The organism is Serratia plymuthica NBRC 102599 (genome assembly GCF_001590925.1).
Classification (GTDB): domain Bacteria; phylum Pseudomonadota; class Gammaproteobacteria; order Enterobacterales; family Enterobacteriaceae; genus Serratia; species Serratia plymuthica.
Genome location: NZ_BCTU01000005.1, coordinates 193,406 through 215,075, shown reverse-complemented (window position 1 = coordinate 215,075; position 21,670 = coordinate 193,406). Strand labels below are relative to the sequence as shown.

At 54.4% G+C, this 21,670-nt stretch carries 21 protein-coding genes; 13 read left to right on the top strand and 8 right to left on the bottom strand.

All coding sequences use genetic code 11. The features are described from left to right. Positions 1–250: 250 nt before the first annotated feature. From SPL01S_RS04470 to SPL01S_RS04440, 7 genes are all read left to right on the top strand, one after another. A complete protein-coding gene (locus tag SPL01S_RS04470) occupies positions 251–1,369 on the top strand; it encodes a PfkB family carbohydrate kinase (protein WP_063197819.1) in 1,119 nt (372 codons plus the stop codon). Continuing rightward, complete coding sequence (locus tag SPL01S_RS04465) at positions 1,366–2,304, top strand: pseudouridine-5'-phosphate glycosidase (RefSeq protein ID WP_062870527.1); 939 nt, start codon at positions 1,366–1,368, stop codon at positions 2,302–2,304. The genes SPL01S_RS04470 and SPL01S_RS04465 overlap by 4 nt, the downstream gene beginning before the upstream one ends. A 183-nt stretch (positions 2,305–2,487) precedes the next feature. Then, entirely contained in the window at positions 2,488–3,759 is a 1,272-nt protein-coding gene (locus SPL01S_RS04460) for a NupC/NupG family nucleoside CNT transporter (protein ID WP_063197817.1), read from the top strand. Continuing rightward, the gene (locus SPL01S_RS04455) at positions 3,756–4,229 is read left to right on the top strand and encodes a DUF1097 domain-containing protein (RefSeq protein WP_063197815.1); all 474 of its coding nucleotides are present in this window, start codon (positions 3,756–3,758) and stop codon (positions 4,227–4,229) included. The genes SPL01S_RS04460 and SPL01S_RS04455 overlap by 4 nt, the downstream gene beginning before the upstream one ends. Positions 4,230–4,282: 53 nt before the next feature. Beyond that, entirely contained in the window at positions 4,283–4,597 is a 315-nt protein-coding gene (locus SPL01S_RS04450) for an ArsR/SmtB family transcription factor (RefSeq protein ID WP_063197813.1), read from the top strand. Beyond that, complete coding sequence (locus SPL01S_RS04445) at positions 4,594–4,938, top strand: SRPBCC family protein (protein WP_063197811.1); 345 nt, start codon at positions 4,594–4,596, stop codon at positions 4,936–4,938. The genes SPL01S_RS04450 and SPL01S_RS04445 overlap by 4 nt, the downstream gene beginning before the upstream one ends. A gap of 42 nt (positions 4,939–4,980) precedes the next feature. Continuing rightward, positions 4,981–5,574, top strand: a complete 594-nt coding sequence (locus SPL01S_RS04440) for an ATP-dependent Clp protease proteolytic subunit (protein WP_063197809.1) — start codon at positions 4,981–4,983, stop codon at positions 5,572–5,574. Between the two features lie 54 nt (positions 5,575–5,628). On the opposite strand, the gene SPL01S_RS04435 is transcribed toward SPL01S_RS04440, so the two are convergent. The 4 genes from SPL01S_RS04435 to ychF form a co-directional block, all read right to left on the bottom strand. Further along, positions 5,629–7,020 carry a DUF6384 family protein gene (locus SPL01S_RS04435; RefSeq protein WP_063197807.1) on the bottom strand — a complete coding sequence of 464 codons (1,392 nt, stop codon included), beginning with the start codon at positions 7,018–7,020 and terminating at the stop codon, positions 5,629–5,631. A gap of 45 nt (positions 7,021–7,065) precedes the next feature. Further along, positions 7,066–8,472, bottom strand: a complete 1,407-nt coding sequence (locus SPL01S_RS04430; RefSeq protein WP_063197805.1) for a coiled-coil domain-containing protein — start codon at positions 8,470–8,472, stop codon at positions 7,066–7,068. A 63-nt stretch (positions 8,473–8,535) separates the two neighbouring features. After that, positions 8,536–9,693: a hypothetical protein gene (locus SPL01S_RS04425; protein WP_006324777.1), complete on the bottom strand. Its 1,158-nt coding sequence runs from the start codon at positions 9,691–9,693 to the stop codon at positions 8,536–8,538. A 187-nt stretch (positions 9,694–9,880) separates the two neighbouring features. Continuing rightward, positions 9,881–10,972 (bottom strand): redox-regulated ATPase YchF, encoded by a 1,092-nt coding sequence (gene ychF / locus SPL01S_RS04420; RefSeq protein WP_006324802.1) that lies wholly within the window; start codon positions 10,970–10,972, stop codon positions 9,881–9,883. 332 nt (positions 10,973–11,304) lie between these two features. On the opposite strand from ychF, the gene SPL01S_RS04415 reads away from it, so the two are divergent. Beyond that, on the top strand, positions 11,305–12,834 hold the full coding sequence (locus SPL01S_RS04415; RefSeq protein WP_063197803.1) for a SulP family inorganic anion transporter: 1,530 nt from the start codon (positions 11,305–11,307) through the stop codon (positions 12,832–12,834). A 39-nt stretch (positions 12,835–12,873) separates the two neighbouring features. On the opposite strand, the gene pth is transcribed toward SPL01S_RS04415, so the two are convergent. Beyond that, positions 12,874–13,464 (bottom strand): aminoacyl-tRNA hydrolase, encoded by a 591-nt coding sequence (gene pth, locus SPL01S_RS04410; RefSeq protein ID WP_004943204.1) that lies wholly within the window; start codon positions 13,462–13,464, stop codon positions 12,874–12,876. Between the two features lie 313 nt (positions 13,465–13,777). On the opposite strand from pth, the gene ychH reads away from it, so the two are divergent. Continuing rightward, positions 13,778–14,056: a stress-induced protein YchH gene (gene ychH, locus SPL01S_RS04405; protein ID WP_004943205.1), complete on the top strand. Its 279-nt coding sequence runs from the start codon at positions 13,778–13,780 to the stop codon at positions 14,054–14,056. Between the two features lie 183 nt (positions 14,057–14,239). Here the strand turns inward: ychH and prs are convergent, their stop codons facing one another. The 3 genes from prs to lolB form a co-directional block, all read right to left on the bottom strand. Further along, positions 14,240–15,187: a ribose-phosphate diphosphokinase gene (prs, locus tag SPL01S_RS04400; RefSeq protein WP_004943207.1), complete on the bottom strand. Its 948-nt coding sequence runs from the start codon at positions 15,185–15,187 to the stop codon at positions 14,240–14,242. A 173-nt stretch (positions 15,188–15,360) separates the two neighbouring features. After that, the gene (gene ispE / locus SPL01S_RS04395) at positions 15,361–16,227 is read right to left on the bottom strand and encodes a 4-(cytidine 5'-diphospho)-2-C-methyl-D-erythritol kinase (RefSeq protein WP_062870537.1); all 867 of its coding nucleotides are present in this window, start codon (positions 16,225–16,227) and stop codon (positions 15,361–15,363) included. Beyond that, a complete protein-coding gene (gene lolB / locus SPL01S_RS04390; protein WP_062870538.1) occupies positions 16,224–16,847 on the bottom strand; it encodes a lipoprotein insertase outer membrane protein LolB in 624 nt (207 codons plus the stop codon). The genes ispE and lolB overlap by 4 nt, the downstream gene beginning before the upstream one ends. A gap of 486 nt (positions 16,848–17,333) precedes the next feature. On the opposite strand from lolB, the gene SPL01S_RS04385 reads away from it, so the two are divergent. From SPL01S_RS04385 to prmC, 4 genes are all read left to right on the top strand, one after another. Next, positions 17,334–18,086 (top strand): lytic polysaccharide monooxygenase, encoded by a 753-nt coding sequence (locus SPL01S_RS04385; RefSeq protein ID WP_063197801.1) that lies wholly within the window; start codon positions 17,334–17,336, stop codon positions 18,084–18,086. A 329-nt stretch (positions 18,087–18,415) separates the two neighbouring features. After that, entirely contained in the window at positions 18,416–19,678 is a 1,263-nt protein-coding gene (hemA, locus tag SPL01S_RS04380; protein WP_006324808.1) for a glutamyl-tRNA reductase, read from the top strand. Positions 19,679–19,709: 31 nt separating this feature from the next. Then, entirely contained in the window at positions 19,710–20,795 is a 1,086-nt protein-coding gene (gene prfA / locus SPL01S_RS04375) for a peptide chain release factor 1 (RefSeq protein ID WP_004943225.1), read from the top strand. Continuing rightward, on the top strand, positions 20,795–21,628 hold the full coding sequence (prmC, locus tag SPL01S_RS04370) for a peptide chain release factor N(5)-glutamine methyltransferase (protein ID WP_063197799.1): 834 nt from the start codon (positions 20,795–20,797) through the stop codon (positions 21,626–21,628). The genes prfA and prmC overlap by 1 nt, the downstream gene beginning before the upstream one ends. The last annotated feature ends 42 nt before the right edge of the window (positions 21,629–21,670 follow it).

Genomic DNA, 21,670 nt, shown 5'->3' with positions numbered 1-21,670 from the left:
AAGTTAGCTTTTGAGAGGAATGCGGTTACCCGTTTGTTTTTACGAGATTATTGTAAGAATAAAATGCTTCATCATGCCTAATGGTTATTTTTGACTGCGTTAAACGGTAATCGCAGATTTTATGATGCGACGCATATCACAAAAAACACGCTGAAACCTTATACATCGGTATTACGATCGCCTTCCCAAATTCGATGGGAATATATAAAAGCCGCTTTACTGAGTGCTAGGCCCGTTATAAAACAAACGCATGTTTAAAAACAAACAAGTGTCCAATATGACCAGCAGAGAAAAACAGATATTGCAGCTTCTGAGACGCGATCCTTTGATCCCACAGCAGGAAATTGCCGATGTTTTAGGGATTAGCCGCTCTGGTGTTGCAGGACATATTATGAATTTAATGAATAAAGGATATATAAAAGGAAAGGGCTACATATTATCGGAACACAGCTACGTGGTTACCGTAGGTTCAACCAATATGGATGTCTGCGGTTATTCCTCGTCAACATTAGTGTATGAAGACTCTAACCCCGGAAAAATAAAATGTACCCCCGGCGGCGTCGGCAGAAATATTGCGCAGAATGTCGCTTTGCTAGGCCGTGAATGCCACCTTATTTCCGTCGTCGGCGACGATTTTTATGGTGAAACGCTCTTGGAACAGGCAAAGCTGGCGGGGGTGCATATCGGCAGCTTCCACAAGCTGCATGGTGAAAATACGTCGACCTATATCTCGTTGCTCGATGCCGGCGGTGAAATGTTGGTGGCCATTAATGATATGAGGATCCTGGAGAAGCTAACGCCGGCATTATTAGCGACGTCCAAAGACCTTATTCAGCATGCGGGCGTGTTGGTGGTTGACTGCAACCTCACCGAGGAGGCTCTGGCCTGGTTATTCGGCCATTGCGGCAACGTACCGATCTTTGTCGATACCGTCTCGGCGTTTAAAGCGCCAAAAATCCGCAGTTGGCTCTCGCATATTCATACTTTAAAACCGAATCGCCTCGAGGCCGAAATCCTCAGCGGCATGACGATTAGCGGGCCGCAGGATGCGCAACCGGTTGCTCACTGGTTCCATCAGCAGGGCGTACAGCGGCTGGCGCTCAGCATGGGGGCTGAAGGTGTTTATTACAGCGAGATTGACGGGCAAAACGGCTGGTCACGGCCGCTGATGGTCGACGTGGTTAATGTGACCGGTGCCGGCGATGCCATGATGGCGGGGCTGGCCCACTGTTGGCTGGAGGACATGACGCTGGCGGACAGCATCCGCTTCGCCCAAGGCTGCTCTGCGTTAACGCTTTTATCTGAATTTACCAATAACCCTAATCTGTCGAATGGCAGTGTCCAAAAACTGTTGGAGCTTCAATCATGAAAACGACCCTTATCACCCATGACTACCTGGATATTTCAGCGGAAGTGGCCGAAGCCCTGGCCAATAAGCGCCCGGTTGTCGCTCTGGAATCCACCATTATCTCCCATGGCATGCCGTATCCGCAGAACGCGCAAACCGCGTTGGAGGTTGAGCAAAAAATCCGCGATAACGGCGCAGTACCCGCCACTATCGCCATTATAAATGGCCGCATGAAAGCGGGATTAACGCGTGCTGAAATTGAGCTGCTGGGCAAAGAAGGCCATAACGTGGCGAAGGTGAGCCGTCGCGATCTGCCGTTTATCGTCGCCGCCGGCAAGCACGGCGCCACGACCGTGGCCTCTACCATGATTATCGCCGAGATGGCGGGGATCCACGTATTTGCCACCGGCGGTATCGGCGGGGTTCACCGCGGCGCCGAACAGACCTTTGATATCTCCGCGGATCTGCAGGAACTGGCGCGAACCAATGTCGCGGTGATCTGCGCCGGCGCCAAGTCTATTTTGGATTTAGGGCTGACTACCGAATATCTCGAGACGCACGGCGTGCCGCTGATTGGCTACCGGACGCAAACGCTGCCGGCATTCTTTTGCCGCACCAGCCCTTTCTCGGTGAGCATCCGGTTGGATGAACCTGCGGAAATCGCACGAGCAATGACGACCAAATGGCAGACAGGCCTGGGCGGCGGCATGGTTATCGCCAACCCTATTCCGGCGCAGTATGCGGTGCCGGAAGACAAAATTAATGCCGCCATTGAGCAGGCGGTGCAAGAATCCGTTGAACAGGGCGTACATGGCAAAGACAGCACGCCATTTTTACTGGCGCGCGTAGCCGAGTTGACCGGCGGCGATAGCCTGAACGCCAATATTCAATTGGTGTTCAATAACGCCAAACTGGCGGCGCAGATCGCCTGCTGCTTCCAGCAGGCTGCGGCATAAGAGTTCGCCGTTTCTTAAGTTTTATCCGGTAAAAAAATCAATAAAAAAGCCAGCCTGAAAGGTGGCGGGGCACGCTTTGTCTCGCACTCCTTTCAGGTATCGACCTATCTATATCCGTTGACGTTCAAGGTGCCGCTAATAACGCTGCAGCTTGAATGATGGGGATAAATTAAGGATGGATTTATGGACTTATTACGCAGCTTATTGGGTATCTGTATTCTTCTCCTTATCGCTTTTGTTTTTTCCAACAACCGAAAGAAAATAAGTTTAAGAACGGTGGGTGCGGCGTTATTTTTGCAGATAGTGCTTGGTGCCATTATGCTTTATATCCCGGCGGGGAAATGGCTGGTTAATGCGATAGCCGGCGGCGTTAATAAAGTGATTTCTTACAGCGATGCAGGCAGTACTTTTATTTTTGGCGGATTGGTGGGGCCAAAAATGAACGTTTTATTTGATGGCGCCGGGTTTGTTTTCGCCTTCCATGTGCTTCCTGCCATCATATTCATTACCTCTCTGATCTCGATTCTCTATTACCTCGGCGTGATGGGGTGGGTGATCAACCTATTGGGCTATGTTTTTCAGAAAATGCTGCGGGTCAGCAAGGTGGAGGCTTTTGCCGCCGTAACCACCATCTTTCTGGGACAAAACGAACTGCCGGCGGTGTTAAAGCCTTTCATCAACAAGATGAACCGCAACGAGCTATTCACGGTAATTTGCAGCGGAATGGCATCGATAGCCGGTTCTATGTTGGTCGGCTATGCCGGGCTGGGCGTGCCCATTGAATATTTGCTGGCGGCTTCGCTGATGGCGATCCCCGGTGGGATATTGTTTGCGCGCATGTTGAGCCCGGCCACCGAAGCTTCGCAGGTGGCGTTTAGCCAGATGTCGTTCAGTGACAAACGCCCGGCGAGCATTATTGAAGCGGCGGCGAGCGGTGCCATGCTGGGGCTGAAAATTGCGATCGGCGTTGCCACCGTGGTGATGGCGTTTGTGGCGTTGATCGCCCTGATCAATGGCCTTATCGGCGGCGTGGGTGGTTTGTTGGGTTGGCAGAGCCTGAGCCTGGAAAGCCTGTTCGGCTATCTGTTCTCGCCGCTGGCTTACATTATGGGTGTGAACTGGGATGATTCGGGATTGGTCGGCGGGTTGATTGGCCAAAAATTGGCGATCAACGAGTTCGTCGCTTACCTGAACTTCTCGGTGCACCTCAAGGGGACGGCGGCAGCGCTGGATCCCAAAACCATCGCCGTGATTTCCTTTGCCCTATGCGGGTTCGCCAACTTTGGTTCGATCGCCGTAGTGGTGGGGGCATTCAGCGCAGTTGCGCCGGAGCGCGCTTCGGATATCGCCCGTTTAGGGATGCGCGCCTTGCTGGCGGCGACGCTGTCCAACCTGATGAGCGCCACCATCGCCGGGTTGTTCATCGGCCTGGGCGCGTTGACGATAGCGTCATGACCAATACCAGACTCTTGCTCTGCCTGGCGCTAAGCACCGGGGTTTTATCAGGTTGCTGGGCCTGGCTGGCCGGGCAACTTCAGCTTGCGGGCTGGATAGGCTTTTTAGGCTGCACTACCTATTTCGCCATCCCGCATAAAGGCCCGGCCGGTTTGCTGCGTGGCATGGCGGCCAACATCAGCGGCGTGCTATGGGCTGCCGGCACCATCCTGTTAACGGCGTCGGCGGGCGCAGCGTACGGCGGCATTCTGACCGGCCTGATTTCGTTTGCCCTGTGCGCGCAATCCCGCTTGCCGCTGCTGGGTTTTGTGCCTGGCAGTTTTATTGGCGCTTGTGCCATGTTTGGGGCGTCGACCGACGGGCTGGCGGTGATTGAAGCGTTATGCCTGGGGGGCGTGATGGGGTATTTGATGCAAGCGGGCGGCCTGTGGCTGGCAAACTTTCGACGGCCTTCGAAGACGCGTCGATAAGAATTTCGTGCTGTAAACTTGCGCATTAGATAAGTAAGTACTAATGTGTTGTCATGAATGAAAATGAGATCTTCAAAGCGCTGGCGGATCCCACCCGTCGCGCCATCTTCGAAAAGCTGGCGATTGGCAGCATGAATGCCAGTGCGCTGCGCGAAGGCATGCAAATCAGCCAATCGGCCATGTCCCAACACCTGGCGGTGCTGCGCCATGCCGGGCTGGTGTGCGAAGAGCGGCAGGGGCGTTTCGTCAATTACGAAGTCGATCCCCAGGGTCTGGCGCTGATCGCCCGTTGGCTGGATAAGTACCGTGCCTTCTGGCCGGCGCAGATAGACAAGCTGAACATTTTGCTCAAGGACATGGACCAATGAACGACATCGGCAGCGAAAAACGGGGCGAGCCTTTGGTTCTCGAATACCGGCTCGACGCGCCGCCGGAGAAAGTCTGGCGGGCGATTGGCATCCCTGAGTTGCGTGAACAATGGTTGCCACAACACATATTGGCCGATGCCGAGCCGGTGGTTTCGATGCCGGGTGAGGAAATCCGCTACCGGATGCGTGATGACGAACCGCCATTCCTCGAAAGCACGGTGACGTTGCAAATTCGGTCCGACGCCGATGGCGGCTGCCTGTTGCGCATTATCCATGTACTGGACGACGCACGCCTGACGGCGGCCAACGACAGCGGCCAACCCCTTATGTGCGCCGCCTGACCCCTTCATTCATCAACTGTATCTGCAAAACGGAGTTCACCTATGCGTGAAGCGATGCTGCTCGTCCCGACGGTGGTAGAACAATCCAGCCAGGGGGAAAGATCCTTTGATATTTACTCGCGGTTGTTGCGCGATCGCATCATCTTTCTGAATGGCGAAGTCAACGACGACATCGCCGAACTGGTCTGTGCGCAGTTGCTGTTTCTCGAGGCGGAGAACCCGGAAAAACCCATTCACCTCTACATCAACTCACCTGGCGGCGCCATTACCAGCGGCTTCGCCATTTATGACACCATGCGATTCATCAATGCGCAGGTGCATACGCTGTGCATGGGAACCGCCCGCTCGATGGGGTCGTTTCTGCTGATGGCGGGGGAGCCGGGCCACCGTGCGGCATTACCCAATGCCAGCCTGCATGTTCATCAGCCGTTGGGCGGTTTTCAGGGCCAGGCATCGGATATTTTTATTCATGCAGAAGAGATGCGGCGCACCAAGGACCTGGTGATCCGGCTGTATGCCGAACATTGCGGCCACAGCGCTGAAGAGGTTGAACAGGTGCTGGATCGCGACCGCTTTATGACGGCCGACGAGGCTGTTGAGTGGGGTTTGGTGGATCGGGTGCTGGTACGGCGGTAGGGGATAAAGCCGCGTGGCTACGCGGCTTTGGGGGGAGGGATCCGAGTTAAATGTTTACCACTCTGTAATCACGTTGCCCTGAACTGGGCGGGAATAGGTAAAACTCAGTTGACCAGCAGGTTTCTTGCCGACGAGAGCATTATCTATGTGACCGTCATCCAGCTTGTCTTTCTTTAATTTCTCATACTCTTTTTGCGAAACTCGGATACCGAATTGACTCACTCGTTTTAGCTGACTGGTTTCACTGTCTTTCACCCACATAGGGAAAAGCGAATGTCCTGGCGTTTGTGGTTCTACAATTAAATACCAGCTTTTACCGCCAGAATTATCATAGGTGCGTTCTACCCCCGATTTCTCGCCCACTCGATCGACAATGGTCAGAACCAGTGGCTGCATGATCAGGTCGTAGGTATCGTCCAGCCTCGCCAAAGCCTGCAGCCAAAGGGGAGGGATAACCCGATCATTGAGGTCTGCACGGGTGATGAAATCACGCGCATAGCTAATATCATTATTGACCTTTTCCCGGTCTTGATGAGAGAGCTTGAGATTGCGAAACTTCTGCGTCCTTCGGTCCAGTGTGTAATATAAACCGTCACGCAGACGCTCACGGTCATAAGTCTTGAATGCCACCTCGACCTTGGTCTGTGTGTCGATGGCGTTGTTTGACAGAGCTAAAGTGGCTTCATCGATTTTCTCCGCCAGATCGGGCGCCCATTTGATATAAGACTGCAATTGCGGATCTTTAGCTATCTCGCTGAGGGTGTTGTCCCATTTTTGCAGCAGCGGCCAACTGAGCATTAACGTCTTTACCTGGTTGATCAACGCCAAACTTTGCTGATTCGCCATGCGGAGAGTATTCAGCCGCTGTTGCGTGTTTTCAACTGATGCGAGAGGCTCAGGATGCCTGGTCTGAAAATCGGTCAACAGGTTTTCGGTGTTCGTGATTATCTGGTTGGCTGGCACTTGTGCATAGGTGAAATGTTCCAGCTTCATCTGACTTAGTTGATCAGATAACGCCTGCGCCTGCTTGACCATTTGTTTACTTTGGGTAGTTTGGGCCGTAATGTCTTTTCCCAGAGCGATAAGTTGGCGCTGGGTCATGTAAACATTTAAATTCCAGACTAGGACCAATGCAATAATGATAATGACAAGACCCGCCAGCCATTGCTTACTGGTCATGTACAAAAATGCGGCAATGCGTTGGGCCAGGCTCATTTTATTTGCTTGGTAGCGCAAACGTTGAGCAAACCAAATTTTGGTTCCCTGTTCGATCAGTTTATCGTCGATTGTGGTTCCGGTGGACTGATAGTAATCGCGGATCCGTTGTGCCATTTGCTGACGTAATTTGGGCAGGTCCAAATGTTCGTCCAGCGCAATCTGCTGTGCATAAAGTGAATCAATGATAGCCATGGCGCCTAGTTGGTCGCTCAGTTTAAATTCACTCATAGAACACACTGCCGAAGATTTTTTTCAGTGCAATGACATTATTCATCAGAAACTATCCGTTGTGCGGAACCCGCTGCCGCCGGTTGAAGAGGAAGTGCTGAATCCACCACCGCCGGATGGAGAAGAGGAGGACGATGAAGACGAGGAACCGAATCCACCGTTAGATGATCGGCTACGCGAGTACGAATTACCCCACGAACCGGACGAGGCGCTGGCAGGAGTCGGTGGCGGCGGCAGTCGGCGGGTGATCATATCCAACTTGTGCAATACTGTTTTTAGGCTGATGGCGCCGGACAGATAGTTTTCAAAAATCTCCTCCGGTTTATCTGACCATCCCCATTGGTATTCATAAATCGGGTTGTCATATCCCTGTACCGAAAATTGATTTTCCAGTTCGTTGGCTGCGGCAACGCGCCTCTGGGCTAATTTAGCCTCGAGATCATACTGGTATCGGTTTTCTTCAACCAGGTTCTCTTCACGCTTGAGTTTCCTCAGTTCTTCCAAAAGGTGGTCGTCATCTGGTGTCGCAGTTTTTGCCACCAGTAAGTCCAGTTTATCTAGAGGCAATAAGGCCATTTGCGCCGATAGCTGTGTCGCAATGTGGGTGTAGGTTTCACCTTCACCCTGTGCATATTCCCGTAGTTTGTTTTGCTGGTTGCGGATCTTTTGCTGCGTGGCAGCAAGCCCTTTTTCTGCTGCGCTGAGCTTCAAATACAGTTGGGGCAGTTTTAACTTATCTTCAACGACCTGTACATGCTGCTGATATTCTTTGGTTAATTGTTCGGCTTGGGTTTTTGATTGCAGCAGGCGACGGCTGGACTCTTTTTGCAGCGCCAGGAGCATTCGGTAATTGGCAGCGTTGTTCAAGTAGTTAGTATGGCGAGCCAGCCAACTGTCGAGGTTGCGCAGTAACGGCAAGGTTACGTAGTCGGGTTGCCCATAATTTTTCGTCAGCAAGAACGTGAACAGGGGGTGCTGACGGTACTCCGTCAGCTTGGAGGCTGTTTCGATCATTAATTCGTTATGATGGTTTTCCTGTAGGTCGGTATCGTTACCGCTTTTAACCATCATCTGCATGGCTGACTGAACATCAGCGCTTTGCTGAAGTTGTCGATTCCGCTCATTTTCCAACAGATTTATTTCTTCATGCAGCCCTTGCAACTCAAAGCGCTGGCTTTCGATTTCTTTTTCACCATGCTGAACAGCCTGTCGAGATTGAGAAATCTCCTGCTGAAGTTTATCCAGGAATGTCTGCACATTTGCCATGTCGCTGATGTGAGGAGATTCTTTCAATAACATGCTGGCCATCTGTTGATAGAGAATGGCTATTTGTTGTTTTAACACCAATTGCAGACGGCGAGCCTCTGCCTGAGTGGATTCAACTCCGGAAAGGTTCGATCTGGCCTGCTCTGACAGGGCTTCCAGTTTCCGGCCAAGTTCGTAGGCGTGCATGAATAACTCCGTGTCTAATCCCTATCACTCTGGTTGGAAGAGATAGGGGGATTCCTTGTAAACTTAGCGGAATGTTTCAGCCTTGGTAATGACATCGGCGAAACGACGTTTCCCATCTTCAACGACGGATGCGAGCTCATTGGTGTTCTGTGTCGCTTCGGTTCGCAACTCTTCGATCATTCGGTAGCTGGATTCTTGGAATGAGACAATGGCATTAACCAAAGAGCGTACGGAATCGGCCTTGATGGTTGTGCCATAGCCAGCTCGCAGCCCTTCCTCAAGTTGTTTGTTACCCTGTGTCGCGATAGTACTTAGACCATCGTTGATGCCAGCTTTCATCGCCTCCAGCGTTTCGGTGCTTTCGGTCAACCCCTGTAACGAAGTCATCGAGGCGGAAAGGGCAGTAAAGACAATCTCGTTAGTACTGAAGAAGGTGACGCTTTGACGGTATACCCGCTCTTTAATGGCATTGGTCTGCTGGAGACGAGCAAAGACGGCTTCGGCTGCGTTATAGGCGATAATCAGGTTATCCGCCAGGTCCTTGACGATCTGATAACGTTCATCTTCTTTTTGCATGGCCCTTAGCGCTTCATCGCGTGCGAGCTCTAGGCGGGCAAGGGCTACGTTGTCGCCACTTGGCTGTTGTTCCGTGGCCGTTTGAGTTTCCTGCAACGACTGGCGACTTTGTCGTAAATTATCCTGCGCTACGACCAGCAAAGTTTGAGCATCCACATAAGCTTGCTTCAGACCAAATCGAAAGTCTTGATAGGCTTCTAGAATGGCCTTTTCACGGCTGATTTGTTCCTCTGAGGCTCTGGCGACCTCCAGATAGGATTGCTTGATATCGTTGAAACGGTCAGGGATCGATCCACGGCGTAGCGTCATCCAACCTGATTTTATGCGTTCAATAACGTCGAGTTTGCCGTCTTCCAGCCAACCGACCATCTGGGTGGCATCTTTACGGATTGAGTCAAACGCGGCAACAATTTTTGCCTGACGATTGGCTACGTCCATGTTGCTGATGTTATCGCGAACTACGGCGTTAAATGCACTTTGCTGCTGCAGGGTGCGGCCAATGGCGGTTACGCGGTTATTATCCAGATCGGCAACTGCATCCAGTAAGGTCAGGATCGGGGAGTCATTGTCAGGTGAAAAGATAATTCCCAGTTTTTGCAGCCTCTGAATGGCTTTGGTTGTGTACGAGGCTAGCACGTTATTCATGATTAATTCCTTATCGGGACATATCCTACCATTGAATGTAAAGGCATTATAACGCTAGCGGGTACATCTGCAATTGGCGTGTTGATCGTCTGGCGCCTTCCTGATGTTCCACGAGAATTTTGAGCAATCATTAAAACAAAAACCCACGCAATTGCGTGGGTTTTTGAGTTCGCAGCGAAGCTGAAGCTTAGACGTTGAACAAGAAGTTCATCACGTCGCCATCTTTGACGATGTAGTCTTTGCCTTCCGAACGCATCTTGCCGGCTTCTTTGGCGCCTTGCTCACCCTTGTAGGTGATGAAGTCCTCAAACGCGATGGTTTGCGCGCGGATAAAGCCTTTCTCGAAGTCGGTGTGGATCTTGCCGGCCGCTTGCGGGGCAGTAGCGCCCACCGGGATGGTCCAGGCACGTACTTCTTTTACGCCGGCGGTGAAGTAGGTTTGCAGGTTCAGCAACTCGTAACCGGCGCGGATCACGCGGTTCAGACCCGGCTCTTCCAGGCCCAGCTCGGCCATGAATTCGGCGCGGTCTTCGTCTTCCAGCTCGGCGATGTCGGATTCCACGGCGGCGCACACGGCAACCACTACGGAGCCTTCGGCTGCGGCGATTTCACGCACTTTGTCCAGGTACGGGTTGTTCTCGTAACCGTCTTCGTTGACGTTGGCGATGTACATGGTCGGTTTCAGCGTCAGGAAGCTCAGGTAGCGGATAGCCGCTTTATCTTCTTCGGTCAGGTCCAACGCGCGCAACATACCGGCGTTTTCCAGCTGCGGCAGGCATTTTTCCAGCGCCGCCAGTTCGGCTTTCGCGTCTTTATCGCCGCCTTTGGCTTTCTTCTGCACGCGGTGAATGGCGCGTTCGCAGGTGTCGAGATCCGACAGCGCCAGCTCGGTGTTGATGACTTCGATATCGTCAGCCGGATCAACCTTGTTGTTCACATGGATAATGTTGTCGTTTTCGAAGCAGCGCACCACGTGGCCGATAGCTTCGGTTTCACGGATGTTGGTCAGGAACTGGTTGCCCAGGCCTTCGCCTTTGGATGCGCCCTTCACCAGACCGGCGATGTCGACGAATTCCATGGTGGTTGGCAGGATGCGCTGAGGCTTGACGATCTCGGCCAGCTTGTCCAGACGCGGATCGGGCATCGGCACCACACCGGTATTAGGTTCAATGGTACAGAACGGGAAGTTGGCTGCTTCGATACCCGCTTTGGTCAACGCGTTGAACAGGGTGGATTTGCCTACGTTAGGCAGGCCGACGATACCGCATTTGAATCCCATGTTGTTATCACCTTAAATATCTTGACTATCAGTTGGTTAGGGTTAACCCGCTGCATAAATGGCAGAATAATGCGGCCATTATACACGTAATGGCCGTTTTTCTCGATCTGGCTGTATAGGGGAGGAAAATGCGGCGGCGGGGCCGCTTTGCATTGAGATTTGGATCACATTTACACATACTGCGCTTCTGATTAACCTACAGGAAACGCGCCGGATGTCCTTCTTGCCCAGTCCACCCTGAGTTGCCTCTCTCTGCCGCGTTTTGCCGCGCCATGCGGCTCTGGTTCCCGTTCTGCGGGGATGTATTTTTATCTGTCAGAAGCGAATAATTCATGTTTAACCTGAGCAAGATCAGGCTGTCGGACGTCAAGAACGAGGTCCTGGCGGGCTTTGTGGTGGCGGTATCGATGATCCCGGAAGCGGTCGGCTTTTCGCTGGTCGCCGGGCTTTCCCCGATCGTCGGGCTGCACACCGCTTTTATTATCGGCCTGGTGACGGCGCTGTTCGGCGGCAAGCCGGGTATGGTGTCGGGTGCTGCCGGTTCGATCGTGGTGGTGCTGATGAGCCTCGCGGCGCAGCACGGCATGGGATACGTGCTGTGGGCGACGATTTTCGCCGGCATTATCCAAATCCTGATCGGCGTGTTTCGGCTGGGCAAATTTATTCGGCTGGTGCCGCTGCCCGCCATACACGGTTTTGTTAACGGCCTGGCGATTGTCATCATGCTGGCGCAACTGCATATGATTGCCGGGCAGGGGCCGCTGATGTACGGGCTGGTGGCGTTGGCGATCCTGGTAGTGGTGTTCTTCCCCCGGCTGACGCGCGTGATCCCGGCTTCGCTGGCGGCGCTGATCCTGGTTTCCGCATTGGCGATCGGGTTCAATCTGCATACGCTGCGGGTCGGCGATCTGGCGGATATTTCCGGTGCCTTGCCGCATTTCAGCTTGCCGATGGCGCCGTTCAGCCTGGAAATGCTGAAAGTGGTGCTGCCGTACGCGTTGGTGATCGCCCTGGTCGGCCTGATTGAATCACTATTGACCATGACGGTGCTCGACGAAATGGGCGGCAAGAAGGGCAACGGCAACCGCGAGAGCATCGCTCAGGGGGCAGGCAACACGATTTGCGGCCTGTTTGGCTGTTTTGCCGGTTGCGCGATGATTGGGCAGTCGATCATCAACTTCACCTCCGGCGGCCGCGGGCGTATTTCCGGCGTAGTGGGTGCATTGCTATTAATCTTGTTTGTGGTCAGCCTGTCGGGCTATATCGGCCTGCTGCCGGTGGCGGCGCTGGCCGGGGTCATGCTGGTGGTCTGTTACAACACCTTTGAATGGAGTTCGCTGCGCCGTCTGCGCCGCATGCCGAAGATGGATGCGCTGGTGATGTTGCTGGTTACCCTGATCACCATCTTTACCGATCTGGCGGTGGCGGTAATCAGCGGAGTGATTATCTCGGCGCTGGTATTTGCCTGGCAGCAGGCGCGCATCCGCGTTCGTCAGCGCCAGGTGGAGGGCAATGTGGCGGTGTATCAACTCGACGGCCCGCTGTTCTTTGGTTCCACGGCGGCGTTTGCCGACCTGTTTGAACCGAAAAACGATCCGGAAAACGTGGTGCTGGATTTTGCCGGCACCCGGGTGATGGATTCCAGTGGGGTGGAGGCGATCGACAAGCTGACGGCGCGTTATCTGGCGGCGGGCAAATCCATCCGCTTGCGCCATCTGAGCGGCGATTGCGTGCGGCTGCTGAAACGGGCCGGCCCGTTTTGCAGCCATGAGCTGGATGACCCGCAATATTATGTGGCAGAAGAAGGGTATCAGACCGATGACAGTAACGTCGGCGAAGAAACCTTTAAGATACGGACGTAACGCCGCTAGCAGCGGGCGGTATGCCCGCTGCGGCAACCATCAGGCCTGCGCCTTGAAGCTGTGCAGGCGGCGAACGGTTTTCTCCAGCCCGTCAGTCATCAGAACTTCGGTGCAGCGGGCGGCTTCATCTATCGCTTCATCAATCATTTTTTGCTCGCTGGCCGGTGGCTTGCCGAGCACAAATCCTACGACCTTGTTTTTATCGCCCGGATGGCCAATGCCAATGCGCAAACGGTAGAAGTTCGGGTTATTGCCGAACTTGTTCTGAATATCCTTCAGCCCGTTGTGGCCGCCATTACCGCCGCCGAGTTTGATTTTGGCGACGCCCGGCGGGATATCCAGCTCGTCATGCGCCACCAGGATTTCGTCCGGCTCAATGCGGTAGAAACTGGCCATCGCCAGCACCGCTTTGCCGCTCAGGTTCATAAAGGTGGTCGGTACCAGCAGGCGCACATCGTTACCCGCCAGGTTCAGCCGTGCGGTGTAGCCGAAGAACTTGCTCTCTTCCTTCAACTGCTGGTTATGGCGCTGGGCCAGCAAATCTACGTACCAGGCGCCGGCGTTGTGCCGCGTCTGGGCATATTCAGCGCCCGGATTCGCCAGGCCGACTATCAATTTAATACTGCTCACTGGGAAATTCGCTATGATCGAGATAATGGAAAGGGCATTAGTCTACCTGCCGCCGCCGCGAATGACAAAATCCTGATGCCCAGCCCCGAGTATTGATTCAGCGATAGACTGAAAATTGAATAATTCATTAGAAAAACAATTCAATTTGTCGGCTAACAAGCAGGATAAGGTAAAGATTTGTCACGTTTTCTTTACCATTTGTGATCGTCTCCGCAAACCCCTTGTCGGACCAGGGGCTATACTTAATTTATCAAAGTGGGTTAACCCTTTGCTGAGTTATCCCGGTTGGCATAAAGCGCAATGGAGGTGACAAATGAAACGTAGAAACGCGTGCAGAATGGGCAACTTTTTTATGGGGCTGGGGCTGGTCGTGATGATCGGCGGCGTCGGATACAACATTCTTGCTGAAGTATCGCAGCTCGATTTACCGCAACTTTTCGCCCATGGCGCCATCATGAGTATTTTCGTGGGTGCGTTGTTGTGGCTGGTCGGTGCCCGTCTCGGCGGTCGCGAGCAGGTTGCCGATCGTTACTGGTGGGTAAAACACTTCGATAAACGCTGCCGCAACGATCAGCATCGTTCGTCGCATTGATTAAAAAAACGAAAGGGAGCGGCATTACGGCAAAGGAGATCTGCCGCGCACTCAGGTCTAAGGTCATGTTTGACTACGAGTAGAAAACCCGTTGCTGCTTGCGCACCAACGGGTTTTTCTTTTTCTGCTGCCGGGCAATAGGCTCTTCCGGTACGGCAGGACACCGCACCGAAAGGGAACGAATTAATGCTCGAACATCGCAGAGATTGACTCTTCATTGCTGATACGGCGGATGGCTTCAGCCAGCATGCCTGACAGCGTCAGAGTACGTACGTTTTTCAGTGCCTTGATTTCTGCAGACAACGGAATGGTGTCGCAGACGATCACTTCATCAATCACCGAGTTCCTGATGTTTTCAACGGCGTTACCGGAGAAGATCGGGTGCGTCGCGTAGGCAAATACGCGCTTGGCACCGCGTTCTTTCAACGCTTCAGCCGCTTTACATAAGGTACCGCCGGTGTCGATCATGTCGTCAACCAGCACGCAGTCACGGCCTGCCACGTCACCAATGATGTGCATCACCTGAGAAACGTTCGCACGCGGGCGGCGTTTATCGATGATAGCCATATCGGTATCGTTGAGCAGTTTGGCGATAGCGCGGGCGCGCACTACGCCGCCGATGTCCGGGGAAACCACGATTGGGTTCACCAGATTCTGTTGCAGCATGTCTTCCAGCAGGATCGGGCTACCGAACACGTTATCTACCGGAACATCGAAGAAGCCTTGAATCTGTTCAGCATGCAGATCCACCGTCAATACGCGGTCAACCCCTACGCTGGAGAGGAAATCGGCGACAACCTTGGCCGTGATTGGCACACGCGCAGAACGCACGCGGCGATCCTGGCGGGCATAACCGAAGTAAGGGATAACAGCAGTAATACGACCTGCGGAGGCGCGACGCAGGGCATCTACCATAACAACCAGTTCCATCAGGTTGTCGTTGGTAGGGGCACAGGTGGACTGGATGATGAAAATATCACCGCCGCGTACATTTTCGTTGATTTGCACGCTCACTTCGCCGTCGCTAAAACGACCTACAGCGGCGTCACCAAGGCTGGTGTACAAACGGTTGGCAATACGTTGTGCTAGTTCCGGGGTGGCGTTACCAGCAAAAAGCTTCATATCAGGCACGAGAAGAACCTCAGGCATGCGTCCAGAGAAGATATTGTCGTACGGCCTTCGATAAGGGGCAGTTAACGATGCCGGCGCAATATCATACGGGTGTGTAAAAAACTAACTTGAAACCGCAGCGGCGCAGGGATTACAGGGCCAGGTGTGCATGACCCTGCGCAGCGAAACGAGAACTACGGTTCAATCTGCCCGGAACGGATGCGATGTAGTGGAGAGACGTTAACGCCACGCGCTACAAAACCACACAACCACTCCGGAGCTTGATTTAACACCTGACGGGCGGCGATTTCTGTGTCGAATTCAGCAAACACACATGCACCTGTGCCAGTCAGGCGTGACGGCGCGTATTCTAACAGCCAAGAAAGAAGCTGTTCAACCTCGCGAAAACGTTTTCTTGCTATTGGTTCGCAATCATTTGCGTAAGTTGCCTGCAACAGCACATTTAACGGGCGAACCGGGGTGTCTCTTTTTAATTCCGCGTCGCCAAAAATAACCGGGGTAGGGATGCTGACGCCCGGATGCGCCACCAAATACCACTTTTCCGCCGGATTTGCCGGCTGCAACCGTTCGCCGATGCCTTCGGCAAACGCCGCATGGCCGCGCACAAAGACCGGAACGTCGGCACCCAGGGTCAACCCCAGCTCCGCCAACTGCTCGTCGCTCAGCCCGCAGTGCCACAGCTCATTCAGCGCTACCAGCACGGTGGCGGCGTTGGACGAGCCGCCGCCCAGCCCTCCGCCCATCGGCAGGCGCTTATCGATACTGATATCGGCGCCGCGCGGGAGTGTTTTGAGCCCGTGGCTATCGCAATGCTGTTGCAACAAGCGGGCGGCGCGGACAATCAGGTTTTGCTCGTCCGGCACGCCATCGACCGGCGTCAGCAGGCGGATGCGGTCATCCTGCCGCACGTCGAGGGTCAGCGTATCGCCGTAATCCAGAAACTGGAACAGCGTCTGCAGCAGGTGGTAGCCGTCTTCGCGCCGGCCGGTAATGTACAAAAACAAATTAAGTTTAGCGGGAGATGGCCACTGGCGGATCATTTGAGGGTCCAGTTATCCATTTTCAGTTTGATGCGTTGATCGCCCTGTTTCAGTTCCAGGCGGCTTGGCAGCTGCGGCTTGAGATCGCTGTTGTAATCCTGGTAATCCACGGTCCAGGTCTGGCTGCCTTGCCGATAAGTCAGTTTGCTCAGGCGGTACTGGTCATCCAACGTGAAATCATTGGCCTCGCCCGGCAGGCCGAGCATCCACTGACGCAGGTTATCCAGCGGGATCGCCATGCCGGTCAGTTTGCGGATCATTTCTTCGGCGTTGTCGCTGACATAGCGTTTGCCCTGGTTGTCCGTCAACTGCACCACGTTTTGCTGTACGTTCAGGTCAAGTTCGGTGCTGCCAAGCGGGTTGGTCAGCAGCAGGCGGTAACGTTCCGGTGAATATTGCTGCCAGAAGAAGCGCGCATAGACTTTTTTCTGGTCTGACAGATAGGCGAAAGAGCCACGGGTCTGATATTGCCCGAGCTGTTGCACCGCTTGCTCGTGAGCGCGCCACTGCGGTGAGGTTGGGCTGGTCGCCGGGCCGCTTGGCTTGGTGGTGGTACAGGCGGCCAGCACCAGGCTGGCCAGCGGGATCAGACGTAGCAAACTAACTTTGCGGATTGGCATAACTTTCTCTTGTCCTTTTGTCCTTGCGGGCATGCGCAGCGAAATCTTTTTTCAGCGTTCACGCTAGCGGGGGAACGCGATAGCGTCAACACGCCCCGTTCTGAATATCACCGTCTTTTTACGGCGATAACAGGCGCTTTGACGGCCGGGCGGCTGAGCTTTGGGTTGCCATAAGATTAACACAATCGCCCGGTCGTGCTGTGCTGGCCGCGAGAATATCTTCGGTTGCAGCCCACTGCGGCGTTATGCCAAAACAGCATATATTAGCAATTAAATTAATGTTTAATGAATGATATTGGCGTATTTAGGTGTGTTTCATTCGATGATTAGCGAAAATTGATTAATTTTATTTATGCAACTTACTGAGGGGATGTCTATGCTGGTAAAGCCAAATGGATAGCAGGGCTATCCTGCTGCGCATCATCTGCGTCACGCAGGCGATGCGGGCATCTCAACCCCTACACATAATGAAATAAGGTATTTCGTATGAAAAAGCGTTTTTCTCTGTTGGCAGGAATGCTGTTTGCATTAACGATGCCGGCGCATGCCGCCGAGAATACCGAACCGAAAGCGATCGGGCCAAAGCATGGCGCTACCTTGATTCCCAAGGCGCGTCAGGTGATTTGTGAACAGGACGGCGGTTACAACCACCCGGATGATGGTTCGAACATGCCTAATGCGGCCTGCAGAAATGCCTTTTTGTACAAAGCGGAGACTATTCCTATTTGGGAACGCCGCCAGATGTTTACCGAATGGCCCGCCTACTCGCAAAACCTGCAAGGTACCCAGCATCCGTCAGACAAGGTCCCCGATGACCAGCTTTGCTCGGCGGGCATCGCCAAGTTTGAAGGCATCGACCAGCCGCATGCCGACTGGCAGGTGAGCAGCGTCTCGGTAAAAGACGGCCAGGCTACGCTGTACTTCGACGCCACCCAGGTGCATGAGCCGAGCAAGTGGACGGTGTCGCTTGCCAAGCCGAGTTTCAATGCCGCCACGGATAAGTTGAAATGGAGCGATCTGACACCGCTTGAGGTGACTAAAGTGATAGTTCCGCCGCCGGCTAAAGGCAACCATGTCAAATATGCCGGCGTCTACCAGATTGACGTCAAGATCCCGGCCGATCGTGCCGACGGGAAGCAAACACTGTTGTATGTGCAGTGGGAACGGCAGGACCCAGCGAGAGAAACCTTTTTCAGCTGTAGCGACGTAAGGTTCGACGGAGTCTCCGCAGCCAAATAAGCCGCGGCAGCTTTAAGGTGCCGGCGCAGCATGCCGGCACCCTAACCGGCGATAAAGAGAGCTCTGCTTACTATTTGGGCGACCTTAAGCGTTCAATCAGGATAACTTATTGATGAATACTGTGCGGATCGTCGCGTTTCAAACTAAAATTTAGGATGCTTATTGATCTGGATATAATTTAACTTTTTGAATTTATTATTATTCATTGATTGGTTTCGGCTATATCAGTGATTGAACGGAAGATGCGGTTGTTACTTTTATTGATCCCGCGCATCAAGTAGAATGCCGTTCAACGAGAACCCGTACCAACAGAAGTATTACTCGAAGCAATGACCCTGCTGGCGTTAGGTATAAATCACAAAACCGCTCCGGTTTCTCTGCGTGAAAGGGTGACCTTCTCCCCAGAGTCTATCGATCAGGCGCTGACCAGCTTGCTCCAACAACCGTTGGTGCAGGGCGGTGTGGTGTTGTCTACGTGTAACCGCACCGAGCTTTATCTCAGTGTGGAGCAACAGGAACACCTTCACGAACAGCTGGTAGCCTGGCTGTGTGAATACCATCACCTGCGCCCGGAAGAAGTGAGCAAAAGCCTGTACTGGCACCACGGCAACGACGCCGTGAGCCATCTGATGCGCGTAGCCAGCGGGCTGGATTCGTTGGTATTGGGCGAACCGCAAATCCTCGGGCAGGTGAAAAAAGCCTTCGCCGAGTCGCAACGCGGCCAGTCGCTTTCCGGCGAGCTTGAACGTCTGTTCCAAAAATCCTTCTCCGTCGCCAAACGCGTGCGCACCGAAACTGAAATCGGCGCCAGCGCAGTTTCCGTGGCCTTCGCCGCCTGTACGCTGGCGCGCCAAATCTTCGAGTCGCTAGCCGATCTGAACGTGCTGCTGGTCGGCGCCGGCGAAACCATTGAATTGGTGGCGCGCCATCTGCGCGAGCATAAAGTGCGGCATATGATTATCGCCAACCGTACCCGCGAACGCGCCCAGTTGCTGGCAGACGAAGTCGGCGCTGAAGTGATCACGTTGCCGGAAATCGACGAACGTCTGGCGGATGCCGACATCATCATCAGTTCTACCGCCAGCCCGCTGCCGATCATCGGTAAAGGGATGGTGGAGCGTGCCCTGAAAGCGCGTCGCAACCAGCCGATGCTGCTGGTGGATATTGCCGTGCCGCGCGATATCGAGCCGGAAGTGGGTAAGCTGGCGAATGCTTATCTGTATAGCGTGGACGATCTGCACGCCATCATTCAAAGCAACCTGGCGCAGCGCAAAGCCGCGGCGGTGCAGGCGGAAACGATCGTTCAGCAGGAAAGCACCAATTTTATGGCCTGGCTGCGCTCGCAGGGCGCGGTGGAAACCATTCGCGACTATCGCTCGCAGGCCGACCAGATCCGCGCCGAAATGGAAGCCAAAGCGCTGGCCGCCATCGCGCAAGGCGCGGACGTAGAACAGGTTATCCACGAACTGGCCCACCGGCTGACCAACCGCCTTATTCATGCCCCTACCAAATCCCTCCAGCAGGCCGCCGGCGATGGCGACGTGGAGCGGTTGCAATTATTACGCGACAGCCTCGGGCTGGATCAGCATTAGTTTTCTCTTTTAACAGGGTTTAATACCACGCATGAAGCCTTCTATTGTTGCCAAACTGGAAGCGTTACAAGAGCGCCATGAAGAAGTGCAGGCGCTGCTCGGCGATGCCGGCGTTATTGCCGAGCAGGATCGGTTCCGCGCCCTGTCGCGCGAATACTCGCAACTGACCGATGTCAGCCGTTGTTTCCTGGAATGGCGTCAGGTGCAAGAGGATCTGGCTACCGCAGAAATGATGCTGGACGATCCTGAAATGCGCGAGATGGCGCAGGAAGAGATGAAGCAGGCCAAGGCGGCGACGGAAGAACTTGAACAGCAGCTGCAAGTGTTGCTGCTGCCGAAAGACCCGGACGACGAACGCGGTATCTTCCTGGAAGTGCGCGCCGGTACCGGCGGTGACGAAGCGGCGATCTTCGCCGGCGACCTGTTCCGCATGTACAGCCGCTATGCTGAAACGCGCCGCTGGCGCGTCGAGATCATGAGCGCTAACGAAGGCGAACATGGCGGTTATAAAGAAGTGATTGCCAAGGTCTCCGGCGACGGCGTCTACGGCCAACTGAAATTTGAATCCGGCGGCCACCGCGTGCAGCGCGTACCCGAAACCGAGTCGCAGGGGCGTATTCATACCTCCGCCTGCACCGTGGCGGTGATGCCGGAAGTGCCGGAAGCCGAATTGCCGGAGATCAATGCGGGCGATTTAAAAATCGATACCTTCCGCTCCTCCGGTGCCGGCGGCCAGCACGTCAACACCACAGATTCGGCGATCCGTATCACCCACTTGCCGACCGGCATTGTGGTGGAGTGTCAGGACGAACGTTCGCAGCACAAGAACAAAGCCAAGGCGATGTCGGTGCTGGGCGCACGCATCCGTGCTGCCGAAATGGCCAAGCGCCAGCAGGAAGAGGCGTCAACCCGCCGCAACCTGTTGGGCAGCGGCGATCGTTCCGACCGTAACCGTACCTACAACTTCCCGCAGGGAAGGGTGACCGATCACCGCATCAACCTGACGATTTACCGTCTGGACGAGGTGATGGAAGGCAAGCTGGACATGCTGATTCAGCCGATCGTGCAGGAATATCAGGCCGATCAGCTCGCTGCGCTGTCCGCAGAGCTTGAGTAATGGATTATCAATCCTGGCTGAAGGCGGCAAGTGCGCGGCTGACGCAGAGCGAAAGCGCCCGACGTGATGCCGAGATCCTGCTGGGCTTCGTGACCGGCAGGGCCAGGACTTTCCTGATGGCGTTTGGTGAAACCGTGTTGACGCCGCAGGAACAAGAACAGTTGGAAAGGCTGCTGGCGCGCCGCGAACGCGGCGAACCTGTGGCTTATTTGATTGGCGAGCGCGAGTTTTGGTCGCTGCCGCTGTCGGTATCACCCGCAACCCTGATCCCGCGTCCGGACACCGAATGCCTGGTGGAACTGGCGCTGGAGCGCTTGCCGCCTTCTCCCTGCACTATCCTCGATCTGGGCACCGGCACCGGCGCCATTGCATTGGCGCTGGCCAGCGAACGCCCGGATTGCGCGGTGACCGGCGTTGATTTACAGCCGGAAGCGGTGGCGCTGGCGCAGCATAACGCGCAGAAGCTGACAATAGGTAACGCGCAGTTCTTGCAAGGCAGTTGGTTCGAACCGCTGGCCGGCCAAACTTTCGCCCTGATCGCCAGTAATCCGCCTTATATCGACGCCGCTGATCCGCATCTGGCGCAAGGGGATGTGCGTTTCGAGCCAAGCAGCGCGCTGGTGGCGCAACGGCACGGGCTGGCGGATTTGGCCGCCATTGTGCAGCAGGCACCGCATTATCTGCAGTCACAGGGTTGGCTGTTGCTTGAACATGGCTGGCAGCAGGGGGAAAGCGTACGCGCGCTGCTGCAGGCTGCCGGTTTTATTTCGGTCGCTACCCGCCGTGACTACGGCGATAACGATCGCGTGACGTTTGGCCAATGGCCGCAGTAACTGAAAACCAACAATAACGAAGCACACAGCGAATAAAAAGGA